General features: G+C 53.2%; 19 protein-coding genes. 13 read left to right on the top strand and 6 right to left on the bottom strand.

Going from position 1 to position 24,468, the window contains the following annotated elements; all coding sequences use genetic code 11:
- The first annotated feature begins 105 nt into the window (after positions 1–105).
- The 7 genes from K3T83_RS47400 (at position 106) to K3T83_RS47370 (ending at position 6,377) form a co-directional block, all read left to right on the top strand.
- Positions 106–1,176, top strand: coding sequence for an amidohydrolase family protein (locus K3T83_RS47400; RefSeq protein ID WP_220210138.1), 1,071 nt, complete (start codon positions 106–108; stop codon positions 1,174–1,176).
- Entirely contained in the window at positions 1,173–1,472 is a 300-nt protein-coding gene (locus K3T83_RS47395; RefSeq protein ID WP_220210137.1) for an iron-sulfur cluster assembly protein, read from the top strand. The genes K3T83_RS47400 and K3T83_RS47395 overlap by 4 nt, the downstream gene beginning before the upstream one ends.
- Positions 1,469–2,314 (top strand): hypothetical protein, encoded by an 846-nt coding sequence (locus tag K3T83_RS47390; protein WP_220210136.1) that lies wholly within the window; start codon positions 1,469–1,471, stop codon positions 2,312–2,314. Before K3T83_RS47395 ends, K3T83_RS47390 begins: the two co-directional genes overlap by 4 nt.
- Positions 2,311–3,339 carry an NAD(P)-dependent alcohol dehydrogenase gene (locus K3T83_RS47385; protein WP_220210135.1) on the top strand — a complete coding sequence of 343 codons (1,029 nt, stop codon included), beginning with the start codon at positions 2,311–2,313 and terminating at the stop codon, positions 3,337–3,339. Before K3T83_RS47390 ends, K3T83_RS47385 begins: the two co-directional genes overlap by 4 nt.
- 440 nt (positions 3,340–3,779) lie before the next feature.
- On the top strand, positions 3,780–4,826 hold the full coding sequence (locus K3T83_RS47380) for an ABC transporter ATP-binding protein (RefSeq protein WP_220210134.1): 1,047 nt from the start codon (positions 3,780–3,782) through the stop codon (positions 4,824–4,826).
- Positions 4,826–5,593, top strand: a complete 768-nt coding sequence (locus K3T83_RS47375; protein ID WP_236065228.1) for an ABC transporter permease — start codon at positions 4,826–4,828, stop codon at positions 5,591–5,593. The genes K3T83_RS47380 and K3T83_RS47375 overlap by 1 nt, the downstream gene beginning before the upstream one ends.
- A gap of 1 nt (position 5,594) precedes the next feature.
- Positions 5,595–6,377, top strand: coding sequence for an ABC transporter permease (locus K3T83_RS47370; protein ID WP_220210133.1), 783 nt, complete (start codon positions 5,595–5,597; stop codon positions 6,375–6,377).
- A 153-nt stretch (positions 6,378–6,530) separates the two neighbouring features.
- On the opposite strand, the gene K3T83_RS47365 is transcribed toward K3T83_RS47370, so the two are convergent.
- The 4 genes from K3T83_RS47365 to K3T83_RS47350 all read right to left on the bottom strand — a co-directional run bounded on the left by K3T83_RS47365 (position 6,531) and on the right by K3T83_RS47350 (position 10,221).
- Complete coding sequence (locus K3T83_RS47365) at positions 6,531–7,496, bottom strand: LLM class F420-dependent oxidoreductase (protein WP_220210132.1); 966 nt, start codon at positions 7,494–7,496, stop codon at positions 6,531–6,533.
- Positions 7,497–7,652: 156 nt separating this feature from the next.
- On the bottom strand, positions 7,653–8,216 hold the full coding sequence (locus K3T83_RS47360) for a TetR/AcrR family transcriptional regulator (RefSeq protein ID WP_220210131.1): 564 nt from the start codon (positions 8,214–8,216) through the stop codon (positions 7,653–7,655).
- A gap of 133 nt (positions 8,217–8,349) precedes the next feature.
- Complete coding sequence (locus K3T83_RS47355) at positions 8,350–9,687, bottom strand: MFS transporter (RefSeq protein ID WP_220210130.1); 1,338 nt, start codon at positions 9,685–9,687, stop codon at positions 8,350–8,352.
- A 93-nt stretch (positions 9,688–9,780) separates the two neighbouring features.
- Positions 9,781–10,221, bottom strand: a complete 441-nt coding sequence (locus K3T83_RS47350) for a hypothetical protein (protein WP_220210129.1) — start codon at positions 10,219–10,221, stop codon at positions 9,781–9,783.
- Between the two features lie 181 nt (positions 10,222–10,402).
- Here K3T83_RS47350 and K3T83_RS47345 point away from each other — a divergent pair, with 181 nt between their 5' ends.
- The 3 genes from K3T83_RS47345 (at position 10,403) to K3T83_RS47335 (ending at position 18,583) form a co-directional block, all read left to right on the top strand.
- Complete coding sequence (locus tag K3T83_RS47345; RefSeq protein WP_220210128.1) at positions 10,403–11,488, top strand: MarR family transcriptional regulator; 1,086 nt, start codon at positions 10,403–10,405, stop codon at positions 11,486–11,488.
- A 646-nt stretch (positions 11,489–12,134) separates the two neighbouring features.
- Entirely contained in the window at positions 12,135–16,271 is a 4,137-nt protein-coding gene (locus K3T83_RS47340; RefSeq protein WP_220210127.1) for a non-ribosomal peptide synthetase, read from the top strand.
- A 551-nt stretch (positions 16,272–16,822) separates the two neighbouring features.
- Positions 16,823–18,583 carry a peptide ABC transporter substrate-binding protein gene (locus K3T83_RS47335; RefSeq protein ID WP_220210126.1) on the top strand — a complete coding sequence of 587 codons (1,761 nt, stop codon included), beginning with the start codon at positions 16,823–16,825 and terminating at the stop codon, positions 18,581–18,583.
- Between the two features lie 39 nt (positions 18,584–18,622).
- Here K3T83_RS47335 and K3T83_RS47330 read toward each other — a convergent pair whose 3' ends face one another.
- Entirely contained in the window at positions 18,623–19,102 is a 480-nt protein-coding gene (locus K3T83_RS47330) for a DinB family protein (RefSeq protein WP_220210125.1), read from the bottom strand.
- 192 nt (positions 19,103–19,294) lie between these two features.
- Here K3T83_RS47330 and K3T83_RS47325 point away from each other — a divergent pair, with 192 nt between their 5' ends.
- The 3 genes from K3T83_RS47325 to dacB all read left to right on the top strand — a co-directional run bounded on the left by K3T83_RS47325 (position 19,295) and on the right by dacB (position 23,423).
- Complete coding sequence (locus tag K3T83_RS47325) at positions 19,295–20,803, top strand: alpha/beta hydrolase family protein (protein ID WP_220210124.1); 1,509 nt, start codon at positions 19,295–19,297, stop codon at positions 20,801–20,803.
- A gap of 41 nt (positions 20,804–20,844) precedes the next feature.
- On the top strand, positions 20,845–21,732 hold the full coding sequence (locus K3T83_RS47320; RefSeq protein ID WP_220210123.1) for a CPBP family glutamic-type intramembrane protease: 888 nt from the start codon (positions 20,845–20,847) through the stop codon (positions 21,730–21,732).
- A 98-nt stretch (positions 21,733–21,830) separates the two neighbouring features.
- Positions 21,831–23,423 carry a D-alanyl-D-alanine carboxypeptidase/D-alanyl-D-alanine endopeptidase gene (gene dacB, locus K3T83_RS47315; RefSeq protein ID WP_220210122.1) on the top strand — a complete coding sequence of 531 codons (1,593 nt, stop codon included), beginning with the start codon at positions 21,831–21,833 and terminating at the stop codon, positions 23,421–23,423.
- A gap of 7 nt (positions 23,424–23,430) precedes the next feature.
- On the opposite strand, the gene K3T83_RS47310 is transcribed toward dacB, so the two are convergent.
- Positions 23,431–24,462 (bottom strand): LacI family DNA-binding transcriptional regulator, encoded by a 1,032-nt coding sequence (locus tag K3T83_RS47310; RefSeq protein WP_220210121.1) that lies wholly within the window; start codon positions 24,460–24,462, stop codon positions 23,431–23,433.
- Positions 24,463–24,468 lie beyond the last annotated feature (6 nt).

The following is a 24,468-nucleotide window of genomic DNA, read 5'->3' as shown; positions in this document are numbered from 1 at the left end:
ACATTATCTGTAGCAATGAGGCTATTGTAGAGGCAAACTCCTGAGTGCGATCAATTCAATCATCACCGACGATAGGGCTGTTATAGCACATGAAAGGATTGATCAATGAAGAACGGATCTTTTGTCTTCGATGCTCACACCGGCTTCTGGGATGCGAGTAAAGAAAATTGTAAGAATCGCTTCGGCGAAGCCTTTATCGAAACCTTCTATGCTTTCCACACAGGTTTCAACCCCCCTGACGCGCGCTGGACAATGGACTATGAAACGCAATTTCGCAAGGTTGATCCCGATTGGTATCTCGAAGAGGTCTTTGTGAAGGGGGACGCGGACATGGCGATTCTCTCAACACAAGTCCTGATGGATTTCTATCACAAGGGGTTTTGTTCCGCCGATAAAAACGCGACCCTGCGTGACCGTGTTCCCGAGCGTATTATTTCTCTTGGTGGTGTTGATCCTCGCATGCCAGATGCCGTCGCCGAAGTGGAACGCCAGGTGAAAGATTGCGGCGTGAGGGGCTTTAAGTGGTATACAGCCGAGTGGCGCGGCCAGTCTCGTGGCTGGAGTGCGAACGATCCCGCCGTTTTTCCGCTCTATGAGAAATGCCTCGAACTGGGCGTGAAAAATATGCACTTCCATAAAGGGCCAGCAGTCGAGCCGCTCTCCCTCTCCAAATTCGACGTGCGCGACATCGACGAACCGGCCTGGCTCTATCCCGAATTGAACTTCATTATCGATCACGTCGGGCTGCCTCGCCTCGATGATTTCTGCTGGATTGCCGCTCGCTGCCCCAATGTGTATGGCTCGCTGGCGGTCGCGCTCGCCTTCGTTCACAATCGCCCGCGCTTCTTTGCTGAAGTGATGGCAAACCTGCTCTTCTGGCTGGGGCCGGACCGCATTATCTACGGCACCGACTTTCCTATCTGGTATCCTCACTGGCAGCTTGACGACTTTATGGCGTTCCAGATGCCGGACGATCTCAAAGCCGAGTACGGTGTCGATCTTACCGATGAGATCAAGCAAAAAATCATTGGCGGCAATATCGCTCGCCTGTATGGGATCGATCCTGCCGAGAAGCTGAAGTCTCTGGAATACGACGAGCTTGCCCAGCGCAAACGCGAATATGCAAAGCAGGCCGGAGCAACGGATACTGGAGTGACGGGGACGGTGTCGCGATGACGCTTAACATAGAAACCATTCGAGCGGCAGCAGGAGCAACCCGCGATCCCGAAATTCGCCGTTCTCTGAGCGAGTTGGGACTCCTTGATGAGGTACTCATTCAGGAGAGCCGGGTTATCGTCCATTTCCATCTGACTAGCCCACTTTGCCCATCCAAATTTGCCACAAGTATTGGTCAGGAGATTCGACGACGGGTTGAGGCTATACCTGGCGTGACTTCATGCGAGGTGGTACTGCGTGACCATTTTTTGCGCGAGAAACTCCAGGAACTCATCAATGAGCGAGGCCGGCGATGAAGGCAACGCAGATTCTTGCGGGACGACGGGAAAGCGCATTACTTGCCTTCCCATCAGTGCGCCGTATGGCTGATATCCTTGCTAAGCGCTGCCGTGAGCCGTCATGGGTGCGTACCTCCGTCGCGAGCCTGGACCGTTTTCGCGCGACGACGGGCTATGCCGATCTAGAGCTGCTCCTTGAGCGAGCCAGGGCTGATCCTCCTGTCGCAGAGCAGTCCCTTCTCTCCTTCGCCTCAGCTTTTGCGGACCAGACAGCCGATCAGGTCTCAGCGTTGGCGATGGGCGCGAAAATCTGGTTTCGTTTGAACGGCGTACATGTGACCTGGCGACCGCTCTCAGGCCGTGCCACATCTTCAACACTCTCCTCTCGCAACCCGCAAAGCTGCGATCATCTGATCCTGTTAGCATTGATCGGCAGCGGCCTGCATGTTGCCGAGTTGCTCCGGCTCAGCAAAGGAGACGTCGGCTCGCTTGACGCAGAGGGTCAGCTTATTCAGGATATGGAGGCCGATCCTCTGGCAGTACGCTATACCCCGCGTCGGGGGAAGCCGCGCGAACGCATCACTTTCCTGACATATGCCACGCGCTGCGCATTGCTTGCTGCCAACCCTCCTGCTGCCACTGCTGCGCTCACCGCGCCGCTCATTGCTTCAGGCACAGGTGTCCGTGTGAACAGTAGCAGCGTCAGGCGAGCCAGAGAGCGCAGTCAGGCCTTGATTCGTATTGGGAGCGATGTCAATGTCACGTTGTGCCGTACGACTGGAGATTTTTTCCGCGAGTGGGGCTTACCCGGATCACGTTTTACCGGGCCAGAAGATTTAAACCTGGAGGATTATATATGAAAGCAGTTCGCTTACATCACTATCAAGAACAACCCAGAGTTGAAGAGGTCGCAGAGCCGCGTATAACCGGTCCCCACGATGTCATTGTCAAAATTGGCGGGGCCGGCTTATGTCGCACCGATCTGCATATCATCGAGGGACAATGGGTAGAGAAATCTGGTGTGACGCTGCCCTATACCCTGGGGCATGAGAACGCAGGATGGGTACACGAGATGGGTTCGGCAGTGAGTAATGTCGCGGTTGGCGACACCGTTATCGTTCATCCTCTCATCACCTGCGGGCTGTGTCATGCCTGCCGAGCTGGTGATGATATGCATTGTATCAACTCGGCCTTCCCCGGTATTTCTGTTGATGGCGGCATGGCAAACTTCCTCAAGACCAGCGCCCGGTCCGTTGTGAAGCTTAATCCCAGCCTGGAACCGAAAGACATTGCCGCCCTCGCGGATGCCGGCCTGACCGCTTACCATGCCGTCAAAAAAGCGGCATCGCTTCTCTATCCAGGCACAAAGGCTGTTGTTATTGGGGCTGGTGGTCTGGGTCACATTGGCATTCAGTGCCTTAAAGCACTCACGCCCGCCGAGATCATCGTGATAGATCGTTCGCAAGCTGCCCTTGATCTGACGAAACAATGGGGGCCAGATCATACAATACTTGCCGATGGGAAACATGTCGCGAAGGTGAAGGAGTTAACAGACGGACAGGGCGCGGAAGCCGTGATCGACTTTGTAGGTGAAGCGGGGGCTGAACACGATGCCGTCAGTATGTTACGTCGCGCTGGCTCACACTATATCATTGGCTATGGTGGCAAGTTGAATGTTCCGACCATCGATATCATCTCCTCCGAGATCAACTTCATTGGAAATCTGGTCGGGAACTATAACGACCTGGAGGAATTGATGACTCTGACAGCCCAGGGGAAGGTCACGTTGCATACCGCAATGTACCCATTGGATGCAGCCAACGATGCCATTCACGACCTCGATAGCGGCAAGCTGCGAGGCCGGGGAATTCTGGTTCCAGCGTAAAAACGATATTGCTCTGCATTTGTTCGTCTGCTCCCGATGAATCTTTGTATACAATGCGCATATATCAACGAAGTAGTCTGATAGGGCACTAAGGCTTCCATCTAGCAAGATGCGAAGTACGCTCTCTAGTTCTGTCGAGAGCGTACTTCGCATCTGTGGTTATCCTTACTGGGGTAAGATGGCCGCTGTCTCTATCTTGTTGATGATCTGCCATCTTCCTACCTCTCTATGCTCTTATACTCACAACCACAAGCCTCCATTCAAAGCCCCAAGTACGGATGGAGAGTTTTACCACCAATTTCTCTCTATCCTCACCTCCATGCAGCCTATCAGCCTCCCTCTAAAAGCTTCATCACTCTATTCGGTCGCGAACCCTCCAATCTTGCATCTATGTTATATGGTGTGTTTATATGGCAACAAGAGAGAAAAGGACAGAATTTATGAGCAGCGTTTTCTCTCAAAGCAGCAGAAAGGATTGTCCATTGCCAATCATTACCGTTGATACGCTCTGCATGACGTACAAGACCCCTGTACGCACCGAAGGACTCAAAGCTGCGTTTGGCTCGCTCTTCCGACGCACATATCGGGAGATTCAAGCAATACAACAACTCTCGTTTACCCTGGAAGAGGGAGCTATCGTTGGCTTCATCGGCCCCAACGGTGCCGGAAAAACAACTACCTTGAAGCTCCTCACTGGCATTCTTCATCCAACCGGAGGCACCATTGAAATTCTAGGTCGCCAGCCCTGGAGGAGAGAGCCAGCCTTTTTGAAACAGATTGCGCTCATTCGTGGGAGCCAGCCCATCGGAGGGCCAACCGAACTCACCGTGCTGGATTCATTGCGCTTTCAACAACTGCTCTACGAGGTTTCGGAAGCGGATTTTCTCAAGAATCTGGCTGAACTGACCGAGATGTTGGATCTGGAACCGCTACTTCAGCGTCAGATCCGCACGCTCAGTCTGGGAGAGCGCCTGCGCTGTGGACTGGCCCTCTCGCTACTCTACCGACCACGCCTCCTGTTTCTCGATGAGCCAACATTGGGGCTGGATGTGACGGCGGTTAACATGATGCGAGGCTTTATCGCGCGTTACAATCAACAGACGGGAGCAACGATCTTGCTCACCAGCCATTACATGATCGATGTTGAAGCACTCTGCAAACGCGTCCTGCTCATCGATCACGGCAAGCTAGCGTATGATGGTAGTCTGGAAGCGCTCTCAGCAGCCCTTTCCCCTTATAAGCTGCTGAAAGTGACTACACATGAAGCAAGCGATCCTCTCTGGAACAACTATGGTGATGTGGTCGAAACGGAAGCAAAGCGCGCCAGCCTGCGCATTCGCCGTGAACAGGTTCCGGCTATCATCGCGCGTCTATTAACAGATGTCTCCGTTGCAGACCTGACCATCGAAGATCCGCCGCTGGAACACGTGATTGATCAAGTCTATCGAGAAGGGCTCCCGCTTCAGCTTCAGAGGGGGAAAAGATAATGCGCTTGCTCGCTTTGTTAATGCTTTTCATCTGGCGACAATTTCTGGAATGGATTGCCTGGCGCGTTTTCCTTCTGACAATGGTGCTGAGCCAGATCGTCACGCCCCTTATCGGTCTCACCGTCTGGTCGGTTGCATTGCCCAATAGTGGCACAATCTCAACCTATTATATCGCTCTCTTCGTCATACAACTACTCACCGTGTCGTATGAACATCATACCCTTTCAAATGTGATCTATGAAGGGAATCTTAGCCATGATCTCCTCAAACCTGCGCCCGTCGTGATTGGACCGCTAGGCACGAATCTCGCTTTGCGGCTCTGGCATCTGCTTATCGGTCTCCCCTTCATCATCATAGTCAACTGGAGCTTTGGAAGTAGCTTCGATCTCAAGATGATCGTGCCCGCTCTCCCCGCACTTGTGCTGGCTGCAACGCTCCGTTTCCTTTTTACCTATACGCTGGCTCTCTCCGCGTTCTGGACGACCCGCGCTCATGGGATTGTGGGAATCGGCGAACAGATGCTCTTTCTGCTTGGTGGGACCGCCGCTCCAGTCGTCCTCTTTCCGGAACAACTGCGGCCCTGGGCTATTGCTCTCCCCTTTAGAAATATGCTTGGGTTTCCTGCTGAGATCATGAGCCGAAGTCTCGATCAGGCTCAGATCGTACAGGGATATCAATGGCAACTCTTCTGGATCATGGTAATGGCCATCGCAGCTGCATTCTTCTGGCGGCTGGGGCTGCAACGCTATACAGCGGTAGGAGGATAGCATGAAATTTGTTCGTATGGCAGGGATGCTGTTTGCGCTCTCCGTCAAAAGAGAACTGGCATTTCGCACCAATCTTGTTTTCCAATTGATCGTAACGTTGCTGACAACCTTTGCAGAACTTGCGGCTCTGAGACTTGTCTATACGCAAACGGCGACCCTGGCAGGATGGAGCTTTGGCCACATCCTGCTCCTGTTTGGCACATTTCAGATCCTCCGAGGGCTGCTCGCGACGTTTGTTGACCCGAATTTTCAGTGGTTCTCCAATCAGGTCAGGAGCGGCAAGCTGGACGCTCTGCTTCTCTTGCCAGTTCCTAGCATTCTGATGGTCAACACAGGCACCTATGCCCCCATCGAACTCATACAAATTGGTGTGGGTATCGGCGTTATTGGTGCAGCCTTCTTGACGCTTCACATATCTCCATTCTTCTGGGGAGTGATAGGCTGGCTCTTCCTGCTAGCGGTTGGCTTCATTATCAGTTGGGCGGCACGCGTATTGCTGGCCAGTGTGGTCTTCTGGGCTGCATCTGTGGAGCTTGATGTCTTCTATCGGACGATCTGGGAATTTGGGCGCTATCCGATCTCCATCTATCGACAGCCTGTTCGCTTTTTGCTCACCTATATCTTTCCGGTGGCCTTTCTCGCGACCTACCCGGCCTCTGCATTCATAGAGGGTATCAACCCCCTGCACATGCTTGTGGGAGGACTGTTGAGCGCTGGTTTCCTGGTGCTCGTCCAGCTGGTGTGGCGCTCTGGCCTCCGCCGCTATACAAGCGCCACCAGCTAGACTTTCGTTATTAGCAATTTCAACAATTTACGCTATATTTCTTCACTGGGGCAAGATGGCCGCTGTCTCGATGATAGAACGACTTCCTTGTGGAGGTGTACGTTAGGACGTTGTATCGTCATTAATACAGGTTGTCATGAGCGCTCAGAGGTGTTAACTTGAGAGAATAAACTCTCTGGCGAACCGCCGGATGCTCTCTAACTGCGTCGCATCAACGGCCCAGAGGACTATTTCTTGGACACCTACTTCCTCAAGAGCAGCAATACGCTGACGGATGGTATCGATAGAGCCGATGAACCCGTTGGCAAAGAGAAAGTCGTCTCCTCCGGGGAAAAATGGCGTCACTTTGGAACGGTATAGTTCTCTGGCCTTCTCGTCAGTGTCTCCGATAGCCAGGGGAACATTTGCTGTTCGCTGGATGCTCTCGTAATCGCGTCCAATTGTTTCACAATGTTGCTTGAGCACGGCAAACTTACGCTTGAGCGTAGCAGGATCGCCGATCGTGTTATAGATATCGGCTGACTCCGCGACAATCTTGAGCATGAGTTGCTCACCAAATCCGGCGATCAGCAGGGGGATATGGGGGCGCTGCACGCCCTTGGGTTGATTGATGGCATCATGGATCTGGTAATAGGTACCCTCAAAAGTAGGTGCCGACTCGGTCCACATTGCCCGGATGATCTGGGCCGCTTCACGGAGTTGCCGAATACGGACCTTTCCCTCCGGGAACTCATAGCCATACGTGCGATAATCGGGCTCGTAGTAGCCGGCACCTAGCCCAAGGGTGAGGCGTCCATGTGAGAGCACATCGATGGTTGAAGCCATTTTTGCTAGCAAAGCAGGATTGCGGTAGCTGTTGCACGCCACCATTTGGCCGACACGGATACGTTTGGTATCACGTGCGATGGCCGCTGTTGTGGTAAAGCACTCAAAGAAGATTTCTTGCGATGGCTCTGGTAGGGTCTGGAAATGATCGACCGCCCATACAGTCGTATAACCGTACTCCTCGGCGGTTTGCGCTACAGCGGTCATGGTTTCATATGCCTCAATAGGATCGGGAGTTCCTTTGAATTCCTGGACACAACCCTGGGGCAACTGGATACTGTAAGTGAGTGACATACTGACTTTCCCTTCGGAATCTTGTAACATCTTGTCCGGTAGTATTGACTTCCGGCAAACATGGCAACACTCCTCAAAAGCAAGGCGACCTCAGATGGATACTGAGAAAAGACTCCTTACTTGAGGAAAAGATGCATGAACCAGCAGTCGGCCGGTTCAGAGAGTGCGAATCCACTCCTTGAGCCGACCAGCTTCACGCTCAAAGTATTCAGGGGCCTGGAAACTCTGTGAGAGTAATACAGCCCCCTCTATGGCTGAAAGCAGATGCAGGGCCAGATCTTCCGACTCGTCCTGCTTCCCCATAAGTTGGAACTGCGTTGTAAGCCATGCGAGCAACTCCTCAAAGATCTTGCTCGAATGCTGTGCTAACGGTCCACCCTGCTTATGCAACTCTGAACAAAGCGTTCCAATCGGGCAACCGTTCTGAGCCAGAGTTTGATCGTTATCAAGCATCATCTGAATGATGGACTGAAGACGGACTCTGGGATCAGGATCGCACTCCGACTGCTGGCACTGCTCCCTGGACTCATCGAGGCGGTATTCGACCACAGCTTCGCCAAGGGCCTCCTTCGTCTTAAAAAAGTAGTACACTGTACCTAGAGGTACCTGTGCGTGTTGGGCAATATCAGCAAGGGTGGTCTGATGAAATCCTTGCTGATACACCAATGTCACCGCTGTTTGAATCAAGCGGTCGCGTTTGTCGGTCTGCCGTATTGCCATTGTGTCTTGCCTATCTGTCGTCTTTCTAGATAGTTGGTTAACTATCTAGAAAGAAGTATACCTGGAAGGTTTGCTCTTGTCAAGACTCATGAGCGAGATGGAGGTGGCAGTTCTAAGTCGAGCGATTATGGGGTTATATATCTCTCATCGCTTTCTGGGTCATGCAGAATAGAATCGCCAGTCCCAACACAAGTCCGCCAACCGGGAAGAGCAGCGCGGGACCGAACTGGTTCGAGAGAATGCCAGCAAGCGCCACCGAAAGAGGATACATGCCAAGTGAGCTGAACATCAGCAGGCCCATTATGCGTCCCATGAGATGGCTCGGGATGCTCAGTTGGATCGCGGTAAAGAGCAGAACGGTGATGCCGCTATTGGCGATACCACCAATCAGCATGCAAGCCATTGCTCCATAGACGCCTCCAATGGGGAGCAGTGCTATCATGACCGACACAATCAATCCACCCAGGAGAACAAGCATCCCTTTGTGCTTGCGTTTGCCCAGCGTCCCGGCGAAGATAGACCCACCAAGCGCACCCGCTCCCCAGGAGGCCAGAATTGCTCCATAGTTGCTCGCGCCTCCGTGCATGGGACCGTGAACCAGCGCGGGCAAAGCCACCTCGATCAACCCACCAGCAATGAGGCTCGACACGACGAAGAACAGCAAGTTTGTCTGAATCAGCCGTGAGGAGCCGAGATACTGCCAGAAGCCGATCTGCTCCTGGAAGCTCGCCGCTGGCTTCTCCTCTTCGCTTGGTGCAGCATCCTGTGTGCTGGCGGTGACTCGTGGGGTTGTGCGCATCAACACAAGCGAAAAGGCCGATACAAGGAAGGTTGCCGCATCAATGGCAAGCGCCATACCCGCGCTGAACGCCGCCACGACCACGCCTGCAACCGCCGAACCAACCAGACTCGCCCCCTGCATCGAGGCCATCATCAACCCGTTGCCAGCTTGCAGATCTTCGCTGTCCAGCGTATCTGGCACAATCGACATGGAGGCTGGCGTGAACGCGCCGCTAAAGGCTCCCAGCGGTACAGCAATCGCACAGAGCTGCCAGAGAGTGGGGTGTCCCTCCAGAGCCAGAGCCGCCAGCACAGCCATCAGCAATAATCTCACAGCATCGGCTATCAGCATGACCTGTCGTGGACGCAAGTGATCTGAAAGCCAACCACCCACGAGCATACTTGCTGCGCGAGGAATACCATAAGCTGCCAGCACAATACCCAATTCCTGGGCGTTGCCTCCGTTTGTCAGGATCAGCCAGGGCAACGCCACTGCGTAGAGCGCATCGCCAATGATCGAGATCGTCTGACCGCTAAAAAGCAGCACAAAATTGCGCACACGAAAGAGGTGTAACATCCCTTTCGCAGCCGGTTTCGTCGCGCTAGTAGAGTCGTCCTGATGAAACACCATCGTCGTCTCCGCTTCATTTATAATTGAAGGTATTTTATCTGAATCAAAAGATCTTGCCATATATTGCCCCCACTTATCAGTTATTGCTCCAAGTAGAACTCCTGGAATCTTATTTTTGCTTAGAACATGTTTTGTAGAAGAACATCTACAGATTTATGAATTTGCCCGGAAAAGTCCTTGATCTTGCGCCATTTTCAGCGGATCTTCGTGCGTCAGGGTAAAGACCACCCTGGGTAAGCCATCTCCGATGAACAGAATATAGGTCGTGTCATGGATCAGATCAATTGGCTGGCCCAGGATTTTTTCAAGGCGCATCGTCCCATGAACTTTGACCATCGTATAGAGAGGATTAAGTGGAATCTCTTCAAGTGGAACCAATTTAACGAATTGAAAGCCGAGGGATTTCAGGTATTCCCGACTGCTGGCAGTTCCCGCCAGATAGTCTTCTTTCTTCACTACCTGCATTGCCCCGCTGGGATCGGCCCCCACAATAGGATCGTTGACCAGGGGAGCGAGAAACTCTGGCGCAAAGGCGTTATTCGCTCGCTCAAATTCTGCAAAGAATGCTTTCATGCCATCACTGACCTGACCCATCTGTATTAACCAATCCTTTCTCGCCCATCAGAAACAACCAGGGAGAACCATCCTATGCTATAATACAAATCACTGAGTTGTTAAGTGAACCTTCACCATAATTTCGCTGAATTAGTTAAGCAAATTTTCAAAATTTATCTTAATTTCTAAGATAAATATATGATACATGGAGGGGAAAACCTTGTCAAGTGGTTCTCAGGAAAAACGCGCGGATCTTGCACGCGAACTGCGGCAATTCCAGGGACTCGGCGCGGCCTTCTTTCGGGCGGCGGCCACTCGCATGGGGCTGAATGCTACGGATATGCAGGTTATCGATATCCTGGAGAGTGACGGTTCCTCAACTGCCGGGCAACTTGCCGATCTCACGGGACTTACCACTGGAGCGATCACCGGCATGCTCAACCGCCTTGAGGAGGCCGGACTGGTGCGCAGGGAGCGCGACCCCAACGATGGGCGCAGGGTCATCGTCCAGCTGACAAGAGGCAAGGACGACGCGCAGGTAATCGATCCCATCTTTGCTCCTATGGCGGAGGCGTGGGACGACATGGTGTCGCACTACAGCGATGAGCAGATCAGCTTCCTCTTAACATTTCTCACGCAGAGCAACACGCTTTCAAAGCGAGCAATTGCTCATCTGCGCGAACTGCCAGCAGATAAGGCTGAGAGTCTTTCCGCGCCGCTAGGAGAACAGGAAAGCGGGCGGCTCGTCGTCTTCTCCGGCGTCTCCCGGCTGATCGTGCGTACAAGCGAGGTCAGAAGCGCGTTCTATCAGGCACGTTTTGAGGGAGCGGCACCAGATGTGAAAATAAAAGATGAAGTTGTCACGATTCGCTATCCCCAACGCCTCTGGCTTCCAGGCAAGGAGCAACGCATGGCAGATGTGGCGCTCAACGCCACTATTCCCTGGCATATCGTAATCCAGGGAGGAGCATCAGAGGTTGTTGCTGAGCTGGGCAAGCTCCATCTCGCCGAATTGAAGGTCAAAGGGGGACTCAGCACAATCCGGCTGGAATTGCCCGAACCATCAGGCACGGTTCCCATACGGATCAGCGGAGGAGCTTCTGAGATCATCGTGCGCCGCCCGGCGGGGATTGCCACCCGCGCATACCTCAAAGGCTGGGCCTCTGAATTTGTCTTCGACGACCAGGCCTTCAGTGACGTGGGCAACAACGTGCGGCTGCAAAGTCCCGATTATGAATCGGCTCCCAACCGCTACGATATCGAAGTCTCAAGCTCAGCCAGCATGGTCACGATCACCGCTGGTTAATTTGCATATATAACAAACAAGATGAGGATTGATGGCAGGCGCGTTGTCTGCCATATTTCTTCCTATCTCCCCTTTCTGCCCGCAGGGTTAACACTTCAACATCCAAAATCCCAACAATTAATCGTTTCGATACCAGTATATGCACCTCATATCAACGCGCGCGTGGCAGAATAGCAGTGCGAAGGCTTTGTGTCACCGTTGGGGGCAACGGTGGAAGGGTAGCAAGAAAGGCACCTCAATGCCAACGCGATAGATAAACTATATCGGTTTGAAAAACGGTACACTCAATAAAGACGCACATGCTGCTTCTATAAATACATTTATCTCAATCTTTCTTTCCGACGCCGTTCGGTTCGCGGCCATTTTTGCGCATGGTATTTCATTATTGACAGATCTATTCGGGATATACACCCTGGTACGCCATTCCGTCTTTTCGTCTTTCCGCCTTTTCGTCTTTCTATAATCTGGCGGGCGGGCTGGCGCGTACCATATTACTGATCTCGCTCGCGTGTGCAGGCTGCAAACTCTATGTAAATTTCACGCTGTCATAAAGAATATGCAGATAAAACTATGGAAAATTTACTCACTGTGATCCGATCAGGTGCTGATGATTTGGGAAGAGAGATGAAGGAAAGGATTCTCTGTTATGTCATCCGTTATTACTCACAATTTGCATGCAGGCGAACATAGCAAAATCGTCCCCGCATCCTCTTATCAAGAAGGACTCTGGCTTCTCAATCAAATCCATTCAGAAAGTACCATCAATACACTTTCGGCAACAGTTCATATTCATCACGATCTTAATAACACCAGCCTGCAAAATAGCCTGAACCTGTTGATCGAGCGCCACGAACTCTTACGCACGACATTTCGCCTGGAGGTGGGGCAGCTTGTCCAGGTGATTGCCGACCGGCAACCGCTTCCTCTTACCATCCATAGTCTGCAACATGTCTCGGAGGAACAGCAGCAGGCCCAGATCCAGCAACTGGCTCGTGAGCAGGCGCTTGTACCCTTCGATACCGCTCAGGGGCCGCTATTGCGCGCAAGCCTTGTCCAGCTTTCCAATACCCACTCCCTGCTCTTGCTGACGCTGCACAGACTCATTGCCGACGATTGGACCGTCTCTCTGCTGGCACGCGAGATCGCCAACCTGTATGAGGCCGATGCAAAAAAAGCTTCCTCAGAGCTGCCCCCTGTCTTCAATCAATATGCCGATTTCATCAAAAAGCAGGAGCAAGAGCAGACAGAAGAGACTCTCGCCGCACATCTCGCCTACTGGAAACAGCAGATTGAAGATGCGCCCTCCATCCTGCCCTTGCCTACAGATCATCCTCGACCCGCCGCCACAAGCTGGCGCGGTGCCACCGTACAAACCGTGCTGCCGGCCTCTTTGATTCAGGACTTACGGATCGTGAGCCAGCAGCAGCAGGTACATCTGCACGCAACCCTCCTGGCCGCCTTTGCGACGCTGCTTGCTCGCTACACCAATCAGCAAGATCTCCTGCTGGGGGCGCTCGTCCCGGCTCGCCGCTCACCTGAGCATCGAGAATTGCTTGGGCCTTGCGACAATACCCTGGTATTGCGGCCCAATCTTGAGGGTGATCCTGCCTTCCTTGAGTTCATGACCCGTTCGCGCGATCTGCTCAACACCTCGCTTGAACATGAAATGCTCCCTTTTGATACCTTGATGAAAGCGGTGCGGCCTGCGGGTTCCTTGAACTCCACACCTCTCATCCAGGTCTTGCTCAACCTGCCCTGGGAACTGCCATCCTTGCCTGCCGGCTGGACGTTGCAACCAGTGGAAAGCGGTGTCGATACCGCCGAGTTCGATCTGGCGCTAGATCTGCACCAATCGCCCGAAGGTCTGATCTGCCGCTTCACCTACAGCACCGACCTCTTTGAGCAGGCGACCATCGAGCGCATGAGCCAGCACTGGCAGACTCTGTTGGAAAGCGTTGTTGCCAATCCCAGCCTATCGCTAAGCCGCTTGCCCCTCCTGCCAGATGCGGAGCGTCGGCAGTTGCTTGAAGAGTGGACCGCAACCGAGCGCATCTATCCCTTGCAGCAGTCTTACGCCGAGCTGTTTGAAGCGCAGGTCGCGCGCACACCACAGGCCACTGCCGCCGCCTATGAGGTAGAGCAGGTTAGCTATGACTATCTCAATCGACAGGCCAATGTGCTTGCTCACCAGTTGCGTGAGTATGGTGTCGGCCCCGATACGCTGGTCTCCTTGCTGGCTGAGCGCGGCATCCCTGTGCTGGTCTCGATCCTGGGCATTTTCAAAGCTGGTGGCGGCTATCTGCCTCTCGATCCACACCATCCACCAACCAGACAGCGCTATTTCATTGAGCAGAGCCGCACACCGCTGATCCTCTGCACGAAGAAGCTGGAACATCAAATCATCGAAGCGATACAGGACACACCGGAGGAGAACCGCCCACGCTATCTCATCATCGAAGATCTGCTCGCGGATGAGCAACGCACGCCCGAGCGCCAGGAGAATCCACCGCTTCAGGGGACGCCTGACTCGCTGGCCTATGTCATCTACACCTCTGGCTCAACTGGCCTGCCGAAAGGGGCGATTCTGGAGCGCAAAGGCATGCTCAACCATCTGTTTGGCAAGATCGATGCATTGCAATTGACCGCTGATGATATCGTGATCCAGACCGCTTCGCAGTGCTTCGACATCTCCGTCTGGCAACTGCTGGCCGTGCTGCTGGTGGGCGGGCGCGTGCAAATCTGCCCCGACGATATCACGCAAGATCCCGAACTGCTGCTGCGGGAGGTGGAGAAAAAACGTGTCAGCATCCTGGAAACGGTGCCCTCATGGTTGCGTGCCATGCTCGATACCGCCGAAAGTACGGCTCAGTCTAAGAAAGCACCGAACCTCACCACGTTACGCTGGATGGTCCCGACCGGCGAGGCGCTGCCCGTAGAGCTAAGTCGTCGCTGGCTCCAGCGCTATCCTAACATTCCCTTGCTCAATGCCTACGGTCCGACCGAGTGTTCCGACGACGTGACTCACTATGTCGTTGCCGAGCCACCAGCCGAAGGGATGAGCAATATGCCCATCGGAACGGCCCTTCCCAATATGCGCATCTACGTGCTTGATCGCCATCTGCAACCACAGCCCATCGGTGTGAGCGGCGAGATCTGTGTCGGCGGCGTGGGCGTGGGACGCGGCTATCTGGATAACGAGAAGAAGACGCGCGAGGCGTTCGTGCCCGATCCCTTCAGCGGGGTCGAGGGAACCTACCTCTACAAAACGGGCGATCTGGGACGCTTCCTGCCAGATGGCAATCTGGAGTTCCAGGGTCGCGTAGACTTCCAGGTGAAGATTCGCGGCTACCGCATCGAGTTGGGCGAGATCGAAGCCGTCCTCAACCAGCATCCATCTGTCCGCGAGGCTGTGGTGCTGGCCCGCGAAGATCAGCCGGGGCATAAGCAGCTGGTGGCCTATATCGAGTTGAAGAAGGGGCAAACGGTTACGGTCGATGAACTGAGAGACCTGACGAAGCAGCATTTAGCGCCTTATATGGAGCCTCGTACCTTCATGATTATGGAGCAGTTCCCCTTAACCAGTAACGGCAAGCTGGATCGCAAGGCGCTGCCGATGCCGGAGTGGAACCTGAGTGAGAAGGCGGAAGGATATGTGGCCCCGAATACGCAGCTGGAGCAACAACTGGTCACGATCTGCGAAGAACTCTTAGGGGTCAGTCCCATCGGAATCAGAGATAACTTCTTCTATATCGGTGGCGACTCGTTAATGGCTGCCCGGTTCTTTGATCGTATTGGACAGACGATTGGCAAAAAGATACCGCTCTCGGTCTTCTTTGCAGGGGCCACGATAGAAAACGTCGCCCGGACGCTCCAGCAGGACGAGCCACAAGAAGAGGCACAGTTGCCAAAGGGACTGGTAGCAGTGCAAAAGGGAGGATCGAAACGCCCCTTCTTCTATCTGCACGGCGAATGGAAAGGCGGCGCGTTCTACACCCAGGATATCGCAAAGGCGCTGGGATCAGAGCAACCCTTCTATCTGATGGACCCATATCCACTGGGCGAATCGGAGATGCCACCCAGCATGGAGGAGGTCGCGGCCTCTCACATTGCTCTGATGCGCAGCGTGCAACCGGAAGGCCCATACCAACTGGGAGGCTACTGCAATGGCGCGCTGGTGGCCTATGAGATCGCTCGCCAACTGCATGCTGCGGGCCAGAAGGTCGACCTGCTCTTACTGATCGATCCAGATGCTCCGGCTCAGGAGCGCTGGCTGCTCCGGCTGTTGGAGAAGGCGGGAGCCTTTACAGGTATGGATAGAAAAAGGCAACTGGAAGCCTTCTTCTTTATCGGCCATGTCTATCGCTATGCCCGTTTCCCCAGGTACAGGCATCGCTACCTTGCAGAGCTATTAGGGATGGTCGATCCAGACGAATCAAATCATGAAGCAGGCGGTAAGCTCGCCGCCGCGTCTCTGGCTGCCTCGTTCAGGCTCAAGCTGCTGGGACTGCTGCCGGATATGAAGAAGTTGCTGCGTGGCAATGCGATTATGTACGATTGGCTGGTAGCAAACTACGCACCTGCTCTGTATCCCGGTGAAATCACCTTCTTCTGGACTAGCGAAGAACCCTGGCGTCCGATAGGCTGGCAGCCAGTGATGAACGCGAAGCGCTGGGATATCGAGACCTACACGCTCCCGGGCAATCACATTACCAGCCGCACAACTTACCTGCCAATCCTGATCGAGCATATCCGCACCTGTATCGACCAGGCACAGGAACAATAATCGATAATAAGGTTAAGATAAACTCTTCCGTAGTGGAGTGATAAATCGCTCCACTACTACTCTGTCAAACTTCAATCACACGTTGGAAAGACAACCGTATATGGTAGGGGCGATGGCTTGTCCTCGCCCAATGTGGCCCCTCTTCGCGCCTGTGGAGCCGGGTGAGGACAAGCCATCGCCCCTACCATATACGGTCCCAACCCACAGGATGTTCTGGATGCACCAACGAATGAAGCTTGACAGAGTACTACGACGGGTGAGAGACCATCCATCGCTACCTCAAATTACAGTCATGCTGTGGTGCGAAAATCCACTTAAACTCTACAACACAACAAATTCCCCCAAAATATCTAACCTCAGCAACAACAAATTGTGAAGTTTTCTCTCTGAATGAACGTATTTCTTTATAGGAAAAGACAGAAGGGCGCGGGATAATGCACTTTCATCTTTTCAAGCGGCCCTCCTCTTCGCTCGTCATTAGCGGTGAAAGCGCATTATCTGGTTTGAGAGGAAGCGTCCTTCTCTAGTTGAGGGAACAGGAGCTTCGAGCTATGCAGCCAGATGCAAAATTGGTCAAGAACTTGTTGCTGTCATTTTGTAGCTTGCTTATGCTGCTGCTTGTCGGCTGTGGGGGCGGGTCAGCGGCCCCAAACACCACAAGCAAAGCGGATGCCAATAAGCAAATCCTGATCTTACCGCTTGGTGGATCGCGAGATCTGAAGACGATTGATCCGGCTCTTTCGACAGATGCAGGCTCAATTGGAGCTATTAATCTGGTCTTTACTGGTCTGGTCCAGCTCGACGACAAATTGCAGGTGCGCGACCAGATGGCCGCCTCCCATGCGGTCTCTCCTGACGGCCTGAGATGGACCTTTAAACTTCGCCCCAATCTGACGTTTAGTGATGGGAAGCCGCTCACCTCTGCTGATGTCGCCTACAGCATCGACCGGGCGCTCCAACCGGCGGTGAAATCCGGAGTCGCCCCCATCTATCTTGCCTTAATTAAAGACGCCGATAAGCTGACAGCCGGGAAGATCAAAACGATCATCGGTGATGGCATTCTGACGCCAGACCCGGATACTGTTGTGATTATTACAACAAAAAAGGCTCCCTATTTTCTAGATGCCCTGACCTATTCATGTTCGTACGTGATCGAAAAGAGCATAATTGAGCAATATGGGAACACCGGTTTTGCCGATCATCTGAGCCAGGGCATCGGAGGAGACGGCCCGTTTGTTGTCTCCAAATATGAACATGGTAAGGAGATCGAGTTCGTACCCAACCCGCGCTACTACGGTCCCAAGCCACAGTTGAAGAAGATCGTCATCCCCTTTTATAGCGAATCGGATACCGTCTATAGAGCATATCTGGCGGGGCAGGTTGACCAGGCAATTTATATCCCCTCGGCGCAGATAGCAGCAGCCAAAGCCTTGCCACAGGGCCAGTTTCATGCGCCGCCCCAATTGTGGATGTCTTATTATGGGATGAACTATCTTATCAAGCCATTCGACAACATTAAGATTCGCCAGGCTTTCGCTTTAGCGATCAACAAAGAGACGCTGGCACACGATATCTATAAGGATGGTGCCATTGCCACGAACCATATCGTACCGCAAGGGATGCCTGGCTACAATGCTGATCTGACCGGGCCAGCCGGCGTGAAAAGTACCGCTGGCGACCAGGCGCTGGCGAAACAACTCTTCCAGGAGGGGATGAAGGAATCTGGCTACACCCCCGCAACCTTCCCACCAATTACCTTCACCGTCTCCACCAATGGCAGGGCTGACACACGCAACGAGTTTCAGGTGGACCAGCAGGCGTGGCAGAGTGTGCTGGGAGTCACGGTGAAGATCAACGATATAGACTACAACAAGTTTTTGAGCGACATCCCCGCCAATGTCAACAATCCCAATGGGGTACAGATGTATGCATGGGGATGGATTGCAGATTATCCTGATCCGCAGGACTGGCTCACCCTGCAATTCGACAAAGGCGTTCCCAACAACACCACCAATTACGGGCAAAATAAGTCTGCGGATGCATCCCAACAGCAGTCAACACAAACGCTGATGGAGCAGGCCGATGAGACACAGGATCAGGCGCAACGGCTCAACATGTATCATCAGGCTGAGCAACAACTGGTGAATGATGTGGCCTGGATACCGACCGTTCAGGTGACGAACGTGCTGGTGCGCAAGTCCTGTGTCGTCGGCATGGTGGATAATGCGCAGAGCCTTATTCCGCCCGACGATTGGACCAATGTCTACATCTCTACCAATACTATCTGCGCGAATCCCAGCCAGTACGCATAAGGCGTGTGGTTATAAAGTACCGAAAAGGGGAGATACGCATCAGCGATCTCCTCTTAGGCGGCGCTTTACGTCCTCGATTTGTCGCAGATGAGCCTCGCCGTGATGGAGATATGTCTGGAAGATGGTGTACAAGTTCATCGCACCATTCACAGCGTGCAAACCGACGCGTTTCCAGTCCGCCGCAGGAAGTTGCTGTAACAGTACGGCGCTGCTCTGGCGTAAAAGCTTGAAGAGTTCCAGGGCCAGATGCGGATCTTGCTGATGATAGTGCAGATTGCACGCCCAGGCATCTTCGTCGTAGAGCTGGAGCACAGGGCGCTCTTCAGCGATGATGCGACGAATGCGCTCATAGCCCACTGCTTCGCTATCGGGCAGGTGGAGAAGCACCTGCTGAATACTCCATTCGTTATCTGCCGGCCTCATTTGTAACTGGTTGGGTGTAAGTTCGGCAATTGCAACGGCGATACGTTCATGGATTGTTGCGTAGCTGTGGATTTGCTCTGGGGTAGGCACTAACATCGTCAAAGCTCCTTGTTTCTGTGATATACCACCTTATTATGTCACACTGGATCTTTAAAGAATGGGCAGATGGCTTTTCTGGTGATGGAAATGTGAGCAGAATGTATGATCATGTGACGCCTTTGTGAGAAATAGAGACTATCCTGTGCTTAGGGCTTTTCTCTAAATTTGATGCACATAAGGGGGCAGAGTATGAGACCGATTGAAATCCTGTTAACCATCGCGGATCTCCTCACCTTTCTCGTGATAATCATTCCACGACTCCGTGCAATACGCTGGATGGAAGGTATCGCGCTCATCACATGCTCACTTGCAATATTCCAGCTTCTCATAGAGGGACCACGATGGCAACTCGTTCCCGCATACGCCCTGGCCGGACTCTTCCTGCTTGTGTGGGTGGTGCAGCGTTTTGCGAAGTCAAGCGCGTTCGTCAAACATCCCCGAAGCCGCCAGTGGATCATGGGTTGTGCTATTGCCTTATGTCTACTAACGCTAGGACTGTCTGCCGCTCTGCCACTAATATTCCCGATCTTTCATTTTCCTCTTCCCAGCGGACCCTACCAGATTGGGACACTGACCTATCACTGGGTGGAAAGCCGCCACGAGATCTTCAACACTGATCCCAACGCCCATCGTGAATTGATGGTGCAGGTCTGGTATCCAGTCAAGGGAGATACCTCATCCGTGCGTACTCCTTATGTGCAAGATGCCAGCGCGCTTTCGGCTTCCGTGACGCGGCCACTTCATTTGCCAGGGTTTACCTTTGATTATTTCCAATACATCACCACAAATGCTATTCCATCTGCCCCCGTAGCAACTGCTGAACCAGATTATCCTGTGCTGATCTTTTTAACCGGTATCTTTGGCTATCGCCAGTCAAATACCTTCCAGATCGAGAATCTGGTCTCGCATGGCTACATCGTCGTAGGGCTTGATCAACCGTACAGCGCCGCTTCGGTCGTCTTTCCAGATGGACGCCAGATCACTGGCTGGACCCACGATCAGATGGACCCATTCACCAATCAGAGCCTGAGTCCGGTCGAGCCAGCACCAACGCTCAACGGTTTTGCTCTTCAGAATGGGAATATGCCGTATTTTGCGCAAGATGTCAGTTTCACCCTTGATCAGTTGACAGCCCTCAACCAGGCTGACCCGAACGGCCTTCTAACAGGGCGGCTCGACCTGAAGCATATAGGGATGTTTGGGCTTTCGCTGGGTGCAATGATTGGCAGTGAAGCCTGTCACATGGATTCACGTTTGAAGGCGTGTCTGATGATGGATGCAGCCATGCCTGCCAATGTCGTTCAGGCTGGATTGCAACAGCCAGGTATGTGGCTGAGCCGACCTGCCAGCGATATGCGTCTCGAACACTGGAAAGAGAAAGACATCACCCAAACGCTCAACACAATGCAGGCGGTCTTCAATAAAGAGCCTGTCGGGAACGGCTACTACGTATCGATATCCGGGATGTTCCACGCCAATTTTTCCGATGTTCCCTACTTTACCCCGCTTGGGCCTCTCCTTGGTTTTATCGGACCAATCAATGCGCAGCGGGGATTGGATATCGTCAACGCATACTCATTGGCGTTCTTTGACCAGTACATAAAAGCACATCCGGCTGCACTGCTGGCTGGACCGTCAAAACTGTATCCGGAAGTGACCTTCTCTTCGAGAAGCTCTGGCTACACTTTGCTTCCGTAGGTTCATTTCTGGGTTGTTCATCGAAGAAGGAGTGAGACATAATGAAAACCAGCACGGCATCACAACGATCACCGCTGGTCTTCTTTGTCCTGGTATTTGCGCTGTCTCTATGTATTGAGCTACTCATGTGGTTCGCTGGCTCGCTGACTGCGCGCCTCTTTGCAGGACTGCCGCTCCCCATTCCGGCTGGCTTTAATCTCGTAACGGTACTGCTGGCAGGCTACACACCGCTCATCGCGGCATGTCTGTTGGTAGCCAGAAAAGAGCCACCTGGCGGCATTCACAGGCTTCTGACGCGGGCATTCGATCTGAAGCGCATCAAGTCCATACTCTGGTACGTACCCATCATTTTCCTGAACCCGCTGATCTATGGACTGACCTACGAGTTCATGTTGCTCCTGGGCCGACCACTCTCCCAACCATCCATTGCCTGGGGGACGCTTCCGCTTGTGATGGTGGTATTGTTTGTCGAGGCGGTCGGCGAAGAGGTAGGTTGGACGGCATATGTCACCGATCCGCTGCAACAACGATGGGGTTCGCTGCAAGCAGGCCTGATATTAGGGGCGGTGACGGGACTCTGGCATGTTATTCCGGGCCTGCTTTTCCATCAACCGCTCAACTATATCATCTGGCAAGGGTTGTGTGATGTTCCCTGGCGGATTCTGGGTGTGTGGCTTTATAACAACAGCGGAAAAAGCGTCTTCGCTCTCATCCTCTTTCATGTGATGTATAATCTCTCCTGGCTTGTCTTTCCCATTAATGGATCACAGTATGATCCGGCCATCGCTTTTCCGATCATGGTGGTACTTGCCCTGCTCGTCACAATCCTTTGGGGAGCAAAGAGCCTGGCAACGTTTCGATTTGCTCGCCCCGGGGTTCCCATGAAAGGGACGAGCAGGCGTGAGAACAATCGTGATTACCTTTCGTGAATTGCATACATCCATTCCTTTCATAGAGACGTAATAGAGGATACTCAATGGAAACGTATCTGTGTTTTTTTTGTTCCGGGTATCGAAAGGACAGGATCGTGTGTTATCAAAAACAATGGTCTTCGGCCTTGTTTAGTCTGGTTGTATTCCTTGTCGCGTTCCTCGCTGTAACCCCGATTGACTCTCAGATCACATATCAATCAGGAGGTCTTGATCCCAGAATCACAAAGATCATGACCTCCTCAGAATATCAACATGGCGAGTGGGGGCTGCTCGAAATCAATCCAACAACCGGGCGAGCTGTGCATGCACTTGGTTCAAACACCCGTGTTTTCGTCCAGGGATCAACGACAAAGCTCTTCAGCGTCTCTGCCGCCCTCAATAGTTTAGGATTTGACCACCGCTTTACAACGCCAATCTATGCGACAGGCAACACTACTCAAGGCGTCCTCACCGGAAATCTGGTTCTCGTTGCGCAAGGAGACCTGACGATGGGTGGTCGCACAAAGGCAGATGGGACCGTCGATTTCACTAATATAGACCACACCTACGCCGATGCTCTGCCAGGAGCGACCCTCACGCCAGAAAATCCGCTGGCGGGGCTGGATCAACTGGCACAGCAGGTACGCAAATCCGGTATTTCACGCGTCGATGGCGACGTTATCATCGATACCCGCATATTTCAGCTCGACCAGGATCTTGATCCACTCCCCAATCCCATCATTATCAATGACAATGTGATCGATGTGGTAATCAAACCAAGCAGTATCGGAGAGAAGCCTGAAGCGGTCACATGGCGTCCCCAGGTTGCGCCCTATCATCTTGATATGCAGGCAAAGACGGTCTCGGCTGGTCAACCAACGACCTTGCAGGCCCAAACGTTCCCTGATGGACGCATTCTGCTCAGCGGCAATATTGCATCTGATGCCGGGCAGGTGGTACGGGCAGCCCCGATCCTGGACCCCGCAGCCTTCGCGCGCACGGCATTGATTGAGGCGTTGAAACGCGCCGGGGTCTCAGTCAGTGCCAATGCAAGCGGCCCCAATCCTACTGCTAAGCTGCCTGCAAACGGCTCCAATCAGGGGAATACGCGGGTTGCAGCGTTCGTCTCTCCCCCTTTTCAAGAATATACAAAACTGATTTTGAAGGTGAGCCATAACCTGGGTGCCAATCTCCTTATCTGCTTAATGGCAGTAAAAACAGGCAGCAAAGACTGTAATGCAGGTTTTCTAGCGATAGCTGCATTTTTGAATCAGGCACATGTTGATCGAAAGCAGGTGGCGATGGCCGATGGGAGAGGAGGAAATCCAGTGGATCGCTTTACCCTGCAAGCGGCAAATGATTTGCTACGCTACTGGCTTGGTCGGCCTGAAAGCGCGAAGTTTCGTCAAATGCAGCCAATCCTCGGTGAAGCTGGTGGCCTGGCCACAATTTGTACCAATTGTCCCGCAAAAGGAAAGGTCTTCGCCAAGCCTGGAACCGTCGCCAATCCTGATCTCCTCAACAGCCCTCGTTTCGCGTTGGACGAAGCCCTGGCCGGCTATCTCGAAGTGAAACCCAATCAATTCTATGTCTTCGATCTTGTCATTAACAGCGCGCTCCCGCAGGACATTACAGGGGTTCTCAAGATATACAATGATCTGGGCAATATAGCAGCGCTGCTCCAGGAAGAAGCTGCCCAACAACCTTAATCGCACCTCAAGGACGCGCCGAAGAGCAGGAGGCGCGAACGATCAGTTCCGGTTGAACGATGCGCCGATCCTGATCGACATCGTATAATAACCCATCAATGAGCGTTCGGAGCATGCTCACAGCCTCATGCGCCATCAGAGGGATAGGTTGGCAAATCGTCGTCAGTGCAGGAGCGCTCTCCGCCGCCGACTCGATATCGTCAAACCCTATGATGGAAAGCTGATCAGGCAGGTGGAAACCATGCTGCCAGGCGATACTCATCGTGCGCAGCGCGAGTACATCAGAGGCACAAAAAATCGCCGTTGGAGGTGATGACAGGGAAAGGAGTTGATGCAGGCGCGAGGATACATCACCTGAGGTACATCCACAGCGCAGTTCATACTCGTCATGCCATACAAGACCTCTATCCTGCACAAATTGACGGAAGGTAGCCAGTCGTTCGCTTACCCCTGCATGCTCCATATAGCCCACAAAGGCAATGTGACGATGCCCCAGGTGAAAGAGATACTCCAGGCTGAGCAATGTCCCCTGCACCTCATCCACTGTGACCAGGGGCACTGGTAACTGCATGCCAGAAGCGACGGCGACACAGGGCGTTCGGCTTTGTTGCACCATCGCAAGCAGAGCAGCATCGCCGGGAATATTGCCAAGCAGGAACAACCCATCAAACCAGTGATTGAGCATAAAGGCCACCTGCCGCTGCGCCGTCTCTTGATCGTAGTCTGCATGCCCGATGAGCAGTTCAAAGCCTTGCTTATGCGCCGCCCGCTGTAATGCGCGAGCTAGCTCGCTCAAAAAAGGATCGCCCATATCGCGAAGAATCGCACCCAGCACGCCGGTTCTCTGAGTGCGCAGAGCGGCGGCAAAAGGATTGGGTTGATATCCCAGTCGTTGTGCAGCATCCAACACACGAGATGCTGTTGCCTGACTGATCTTGATGGTTCCCTCGCGTCCATTAAGGACGCGGGAAACCGTGCCGATTGAGACCTGTGCCTCTCTCGCAATATCGGCAAGAGTTACAGGGGGTCGCAAATTCATATGTTA

It is taken from the genome of Reticulibacter mediterranei, from assembly GCF_016587455.1.
This window is presented reverse-complemented; position numbering and strand designations above follow the sequence as displayed.

Excerpts from the sequence above, each read along its gene's own strand:
- K3T83_RS47400 (WP_220210138.1), top strand. The coding sequence starts at position 106 with ATGAAGAACGGATCTTTTGTCTTCGATGCTCACACCGGCTTCTGGGAT.
- K3T83_RS47395 (WP_220210137.1), top strand. The coding sequence starts at position 1,173 with ATGACGCTTAACATAGAAACCATTCGAGCGGCAGCAGGAGCAACCCGC.
- K3T83_RS47390 (WP_220210136.1), top strand. The coding sequence starts at position 1,469 with ATGAAGGCAACGCAGATTCTTGCGGGACGACGGGAAAGCGCATTACTT.
- K3T83_RS47385 (WP_220210135.1), top strand. The coding sequence starts at position 2,311 with ATGAAAGCAGTTCGCTTACATCACTATCAAGAACAACCCAGAGTTGAA.
- K3T83_RS47380 (WP_220210134.1), top strand. The coding sequence starts at position 3,780 with ATGAGCAGCGTTTTCTCTCAAAGCAGCAGAAAGGATTGTCCATTGCCA.
- K3T83_RS47375 (WP_236065228.1), top strand. The coding sequence starts at position 4,826 with ATGCGCTTGCTCGCTTTGTTAATGCTTTTCATCTGGCGACAATTTCTG.
- K3T83_RS47370 (WP_220210133.1), top strand. The coding sequence starts at position 5,595 with ATGAAATTTGTTCGTATGGCAGGGATGCTGTTTGCGCTCTCCGTCAAA.
- K3T83_RS47365 (WP_220210132.1), bottom strand. The coding sequence starts at position 7,496 with ATGTCACTCACTTACAGTATCCAGTTGCCCCAGGGTTGTGTCCAGGAA.
- K3T83_RS47360 (WP_220210131.1), bottom strand. The coding sequence starts at position 8,216 with ATGGCAATACGGCAGACCGACAAACGCGACCGCTTGATTCAAACAGCG.
- K3T83_RS47355 (WP_220210130.1), bottom strand. The coding sequence starts at position 9,687 with ATGGCAAGATCTTTTGATTCAGATAAAATACCTTCAATTATAAATGAA.
- K3T83_RS47350 (WP_220210129.1), bottom strand. The coding sequence starts at position 10,221 with ATGGGTCAGGTCAGTGATGGCATGAAAGCATTCTTTGCAGAATTTGAG.
- K3T83_RS47340 (WP_220210127.1), top strand. The coding sequence starts at position 12,135 with ATGTCATCCGTTATTACTCACAATTTGCATGCAGGCGAACATAGCAAA.
- K3T83_RS47335 (WP_220210126.1), top strand. The coding sequence starts at position 16,823 with ATGCAGCCAGATGCAAAATTGGTCAAGAACTTGTTGCTGTCATTTTGT.
- K3T83_RS47330 (WP_220210125.1), bottom strand. The coding sequence starts at position 19,102 with ATGTTAGTGCCTACCCCAGAGCAAATCCACAGCTACGCAACAATCCAT.
- K3T83_RS47325 (WP_220210124.1), top strand. The coding sequence starts at position 19,295 with ATGAGACCGATTGAAATCCTGTTAACCATCGCGGATCTCCTCACCTTT.
- K3T83_RS47320 (WP_220210123.1), top strand. The coding sequence starts at position 20,845 with ATGAAAACCAGCACGGCATCACAACGATCACCGCTGGTCTTCTTTGTC.
- K3T83_RS47310 (WP_220210121.1), bottom strand. The coding sequence starts at position 24,462 with ATGAATTTGCGACCCCCTGTAACTCTTGCCGATATTGCGAGAGAGGCA.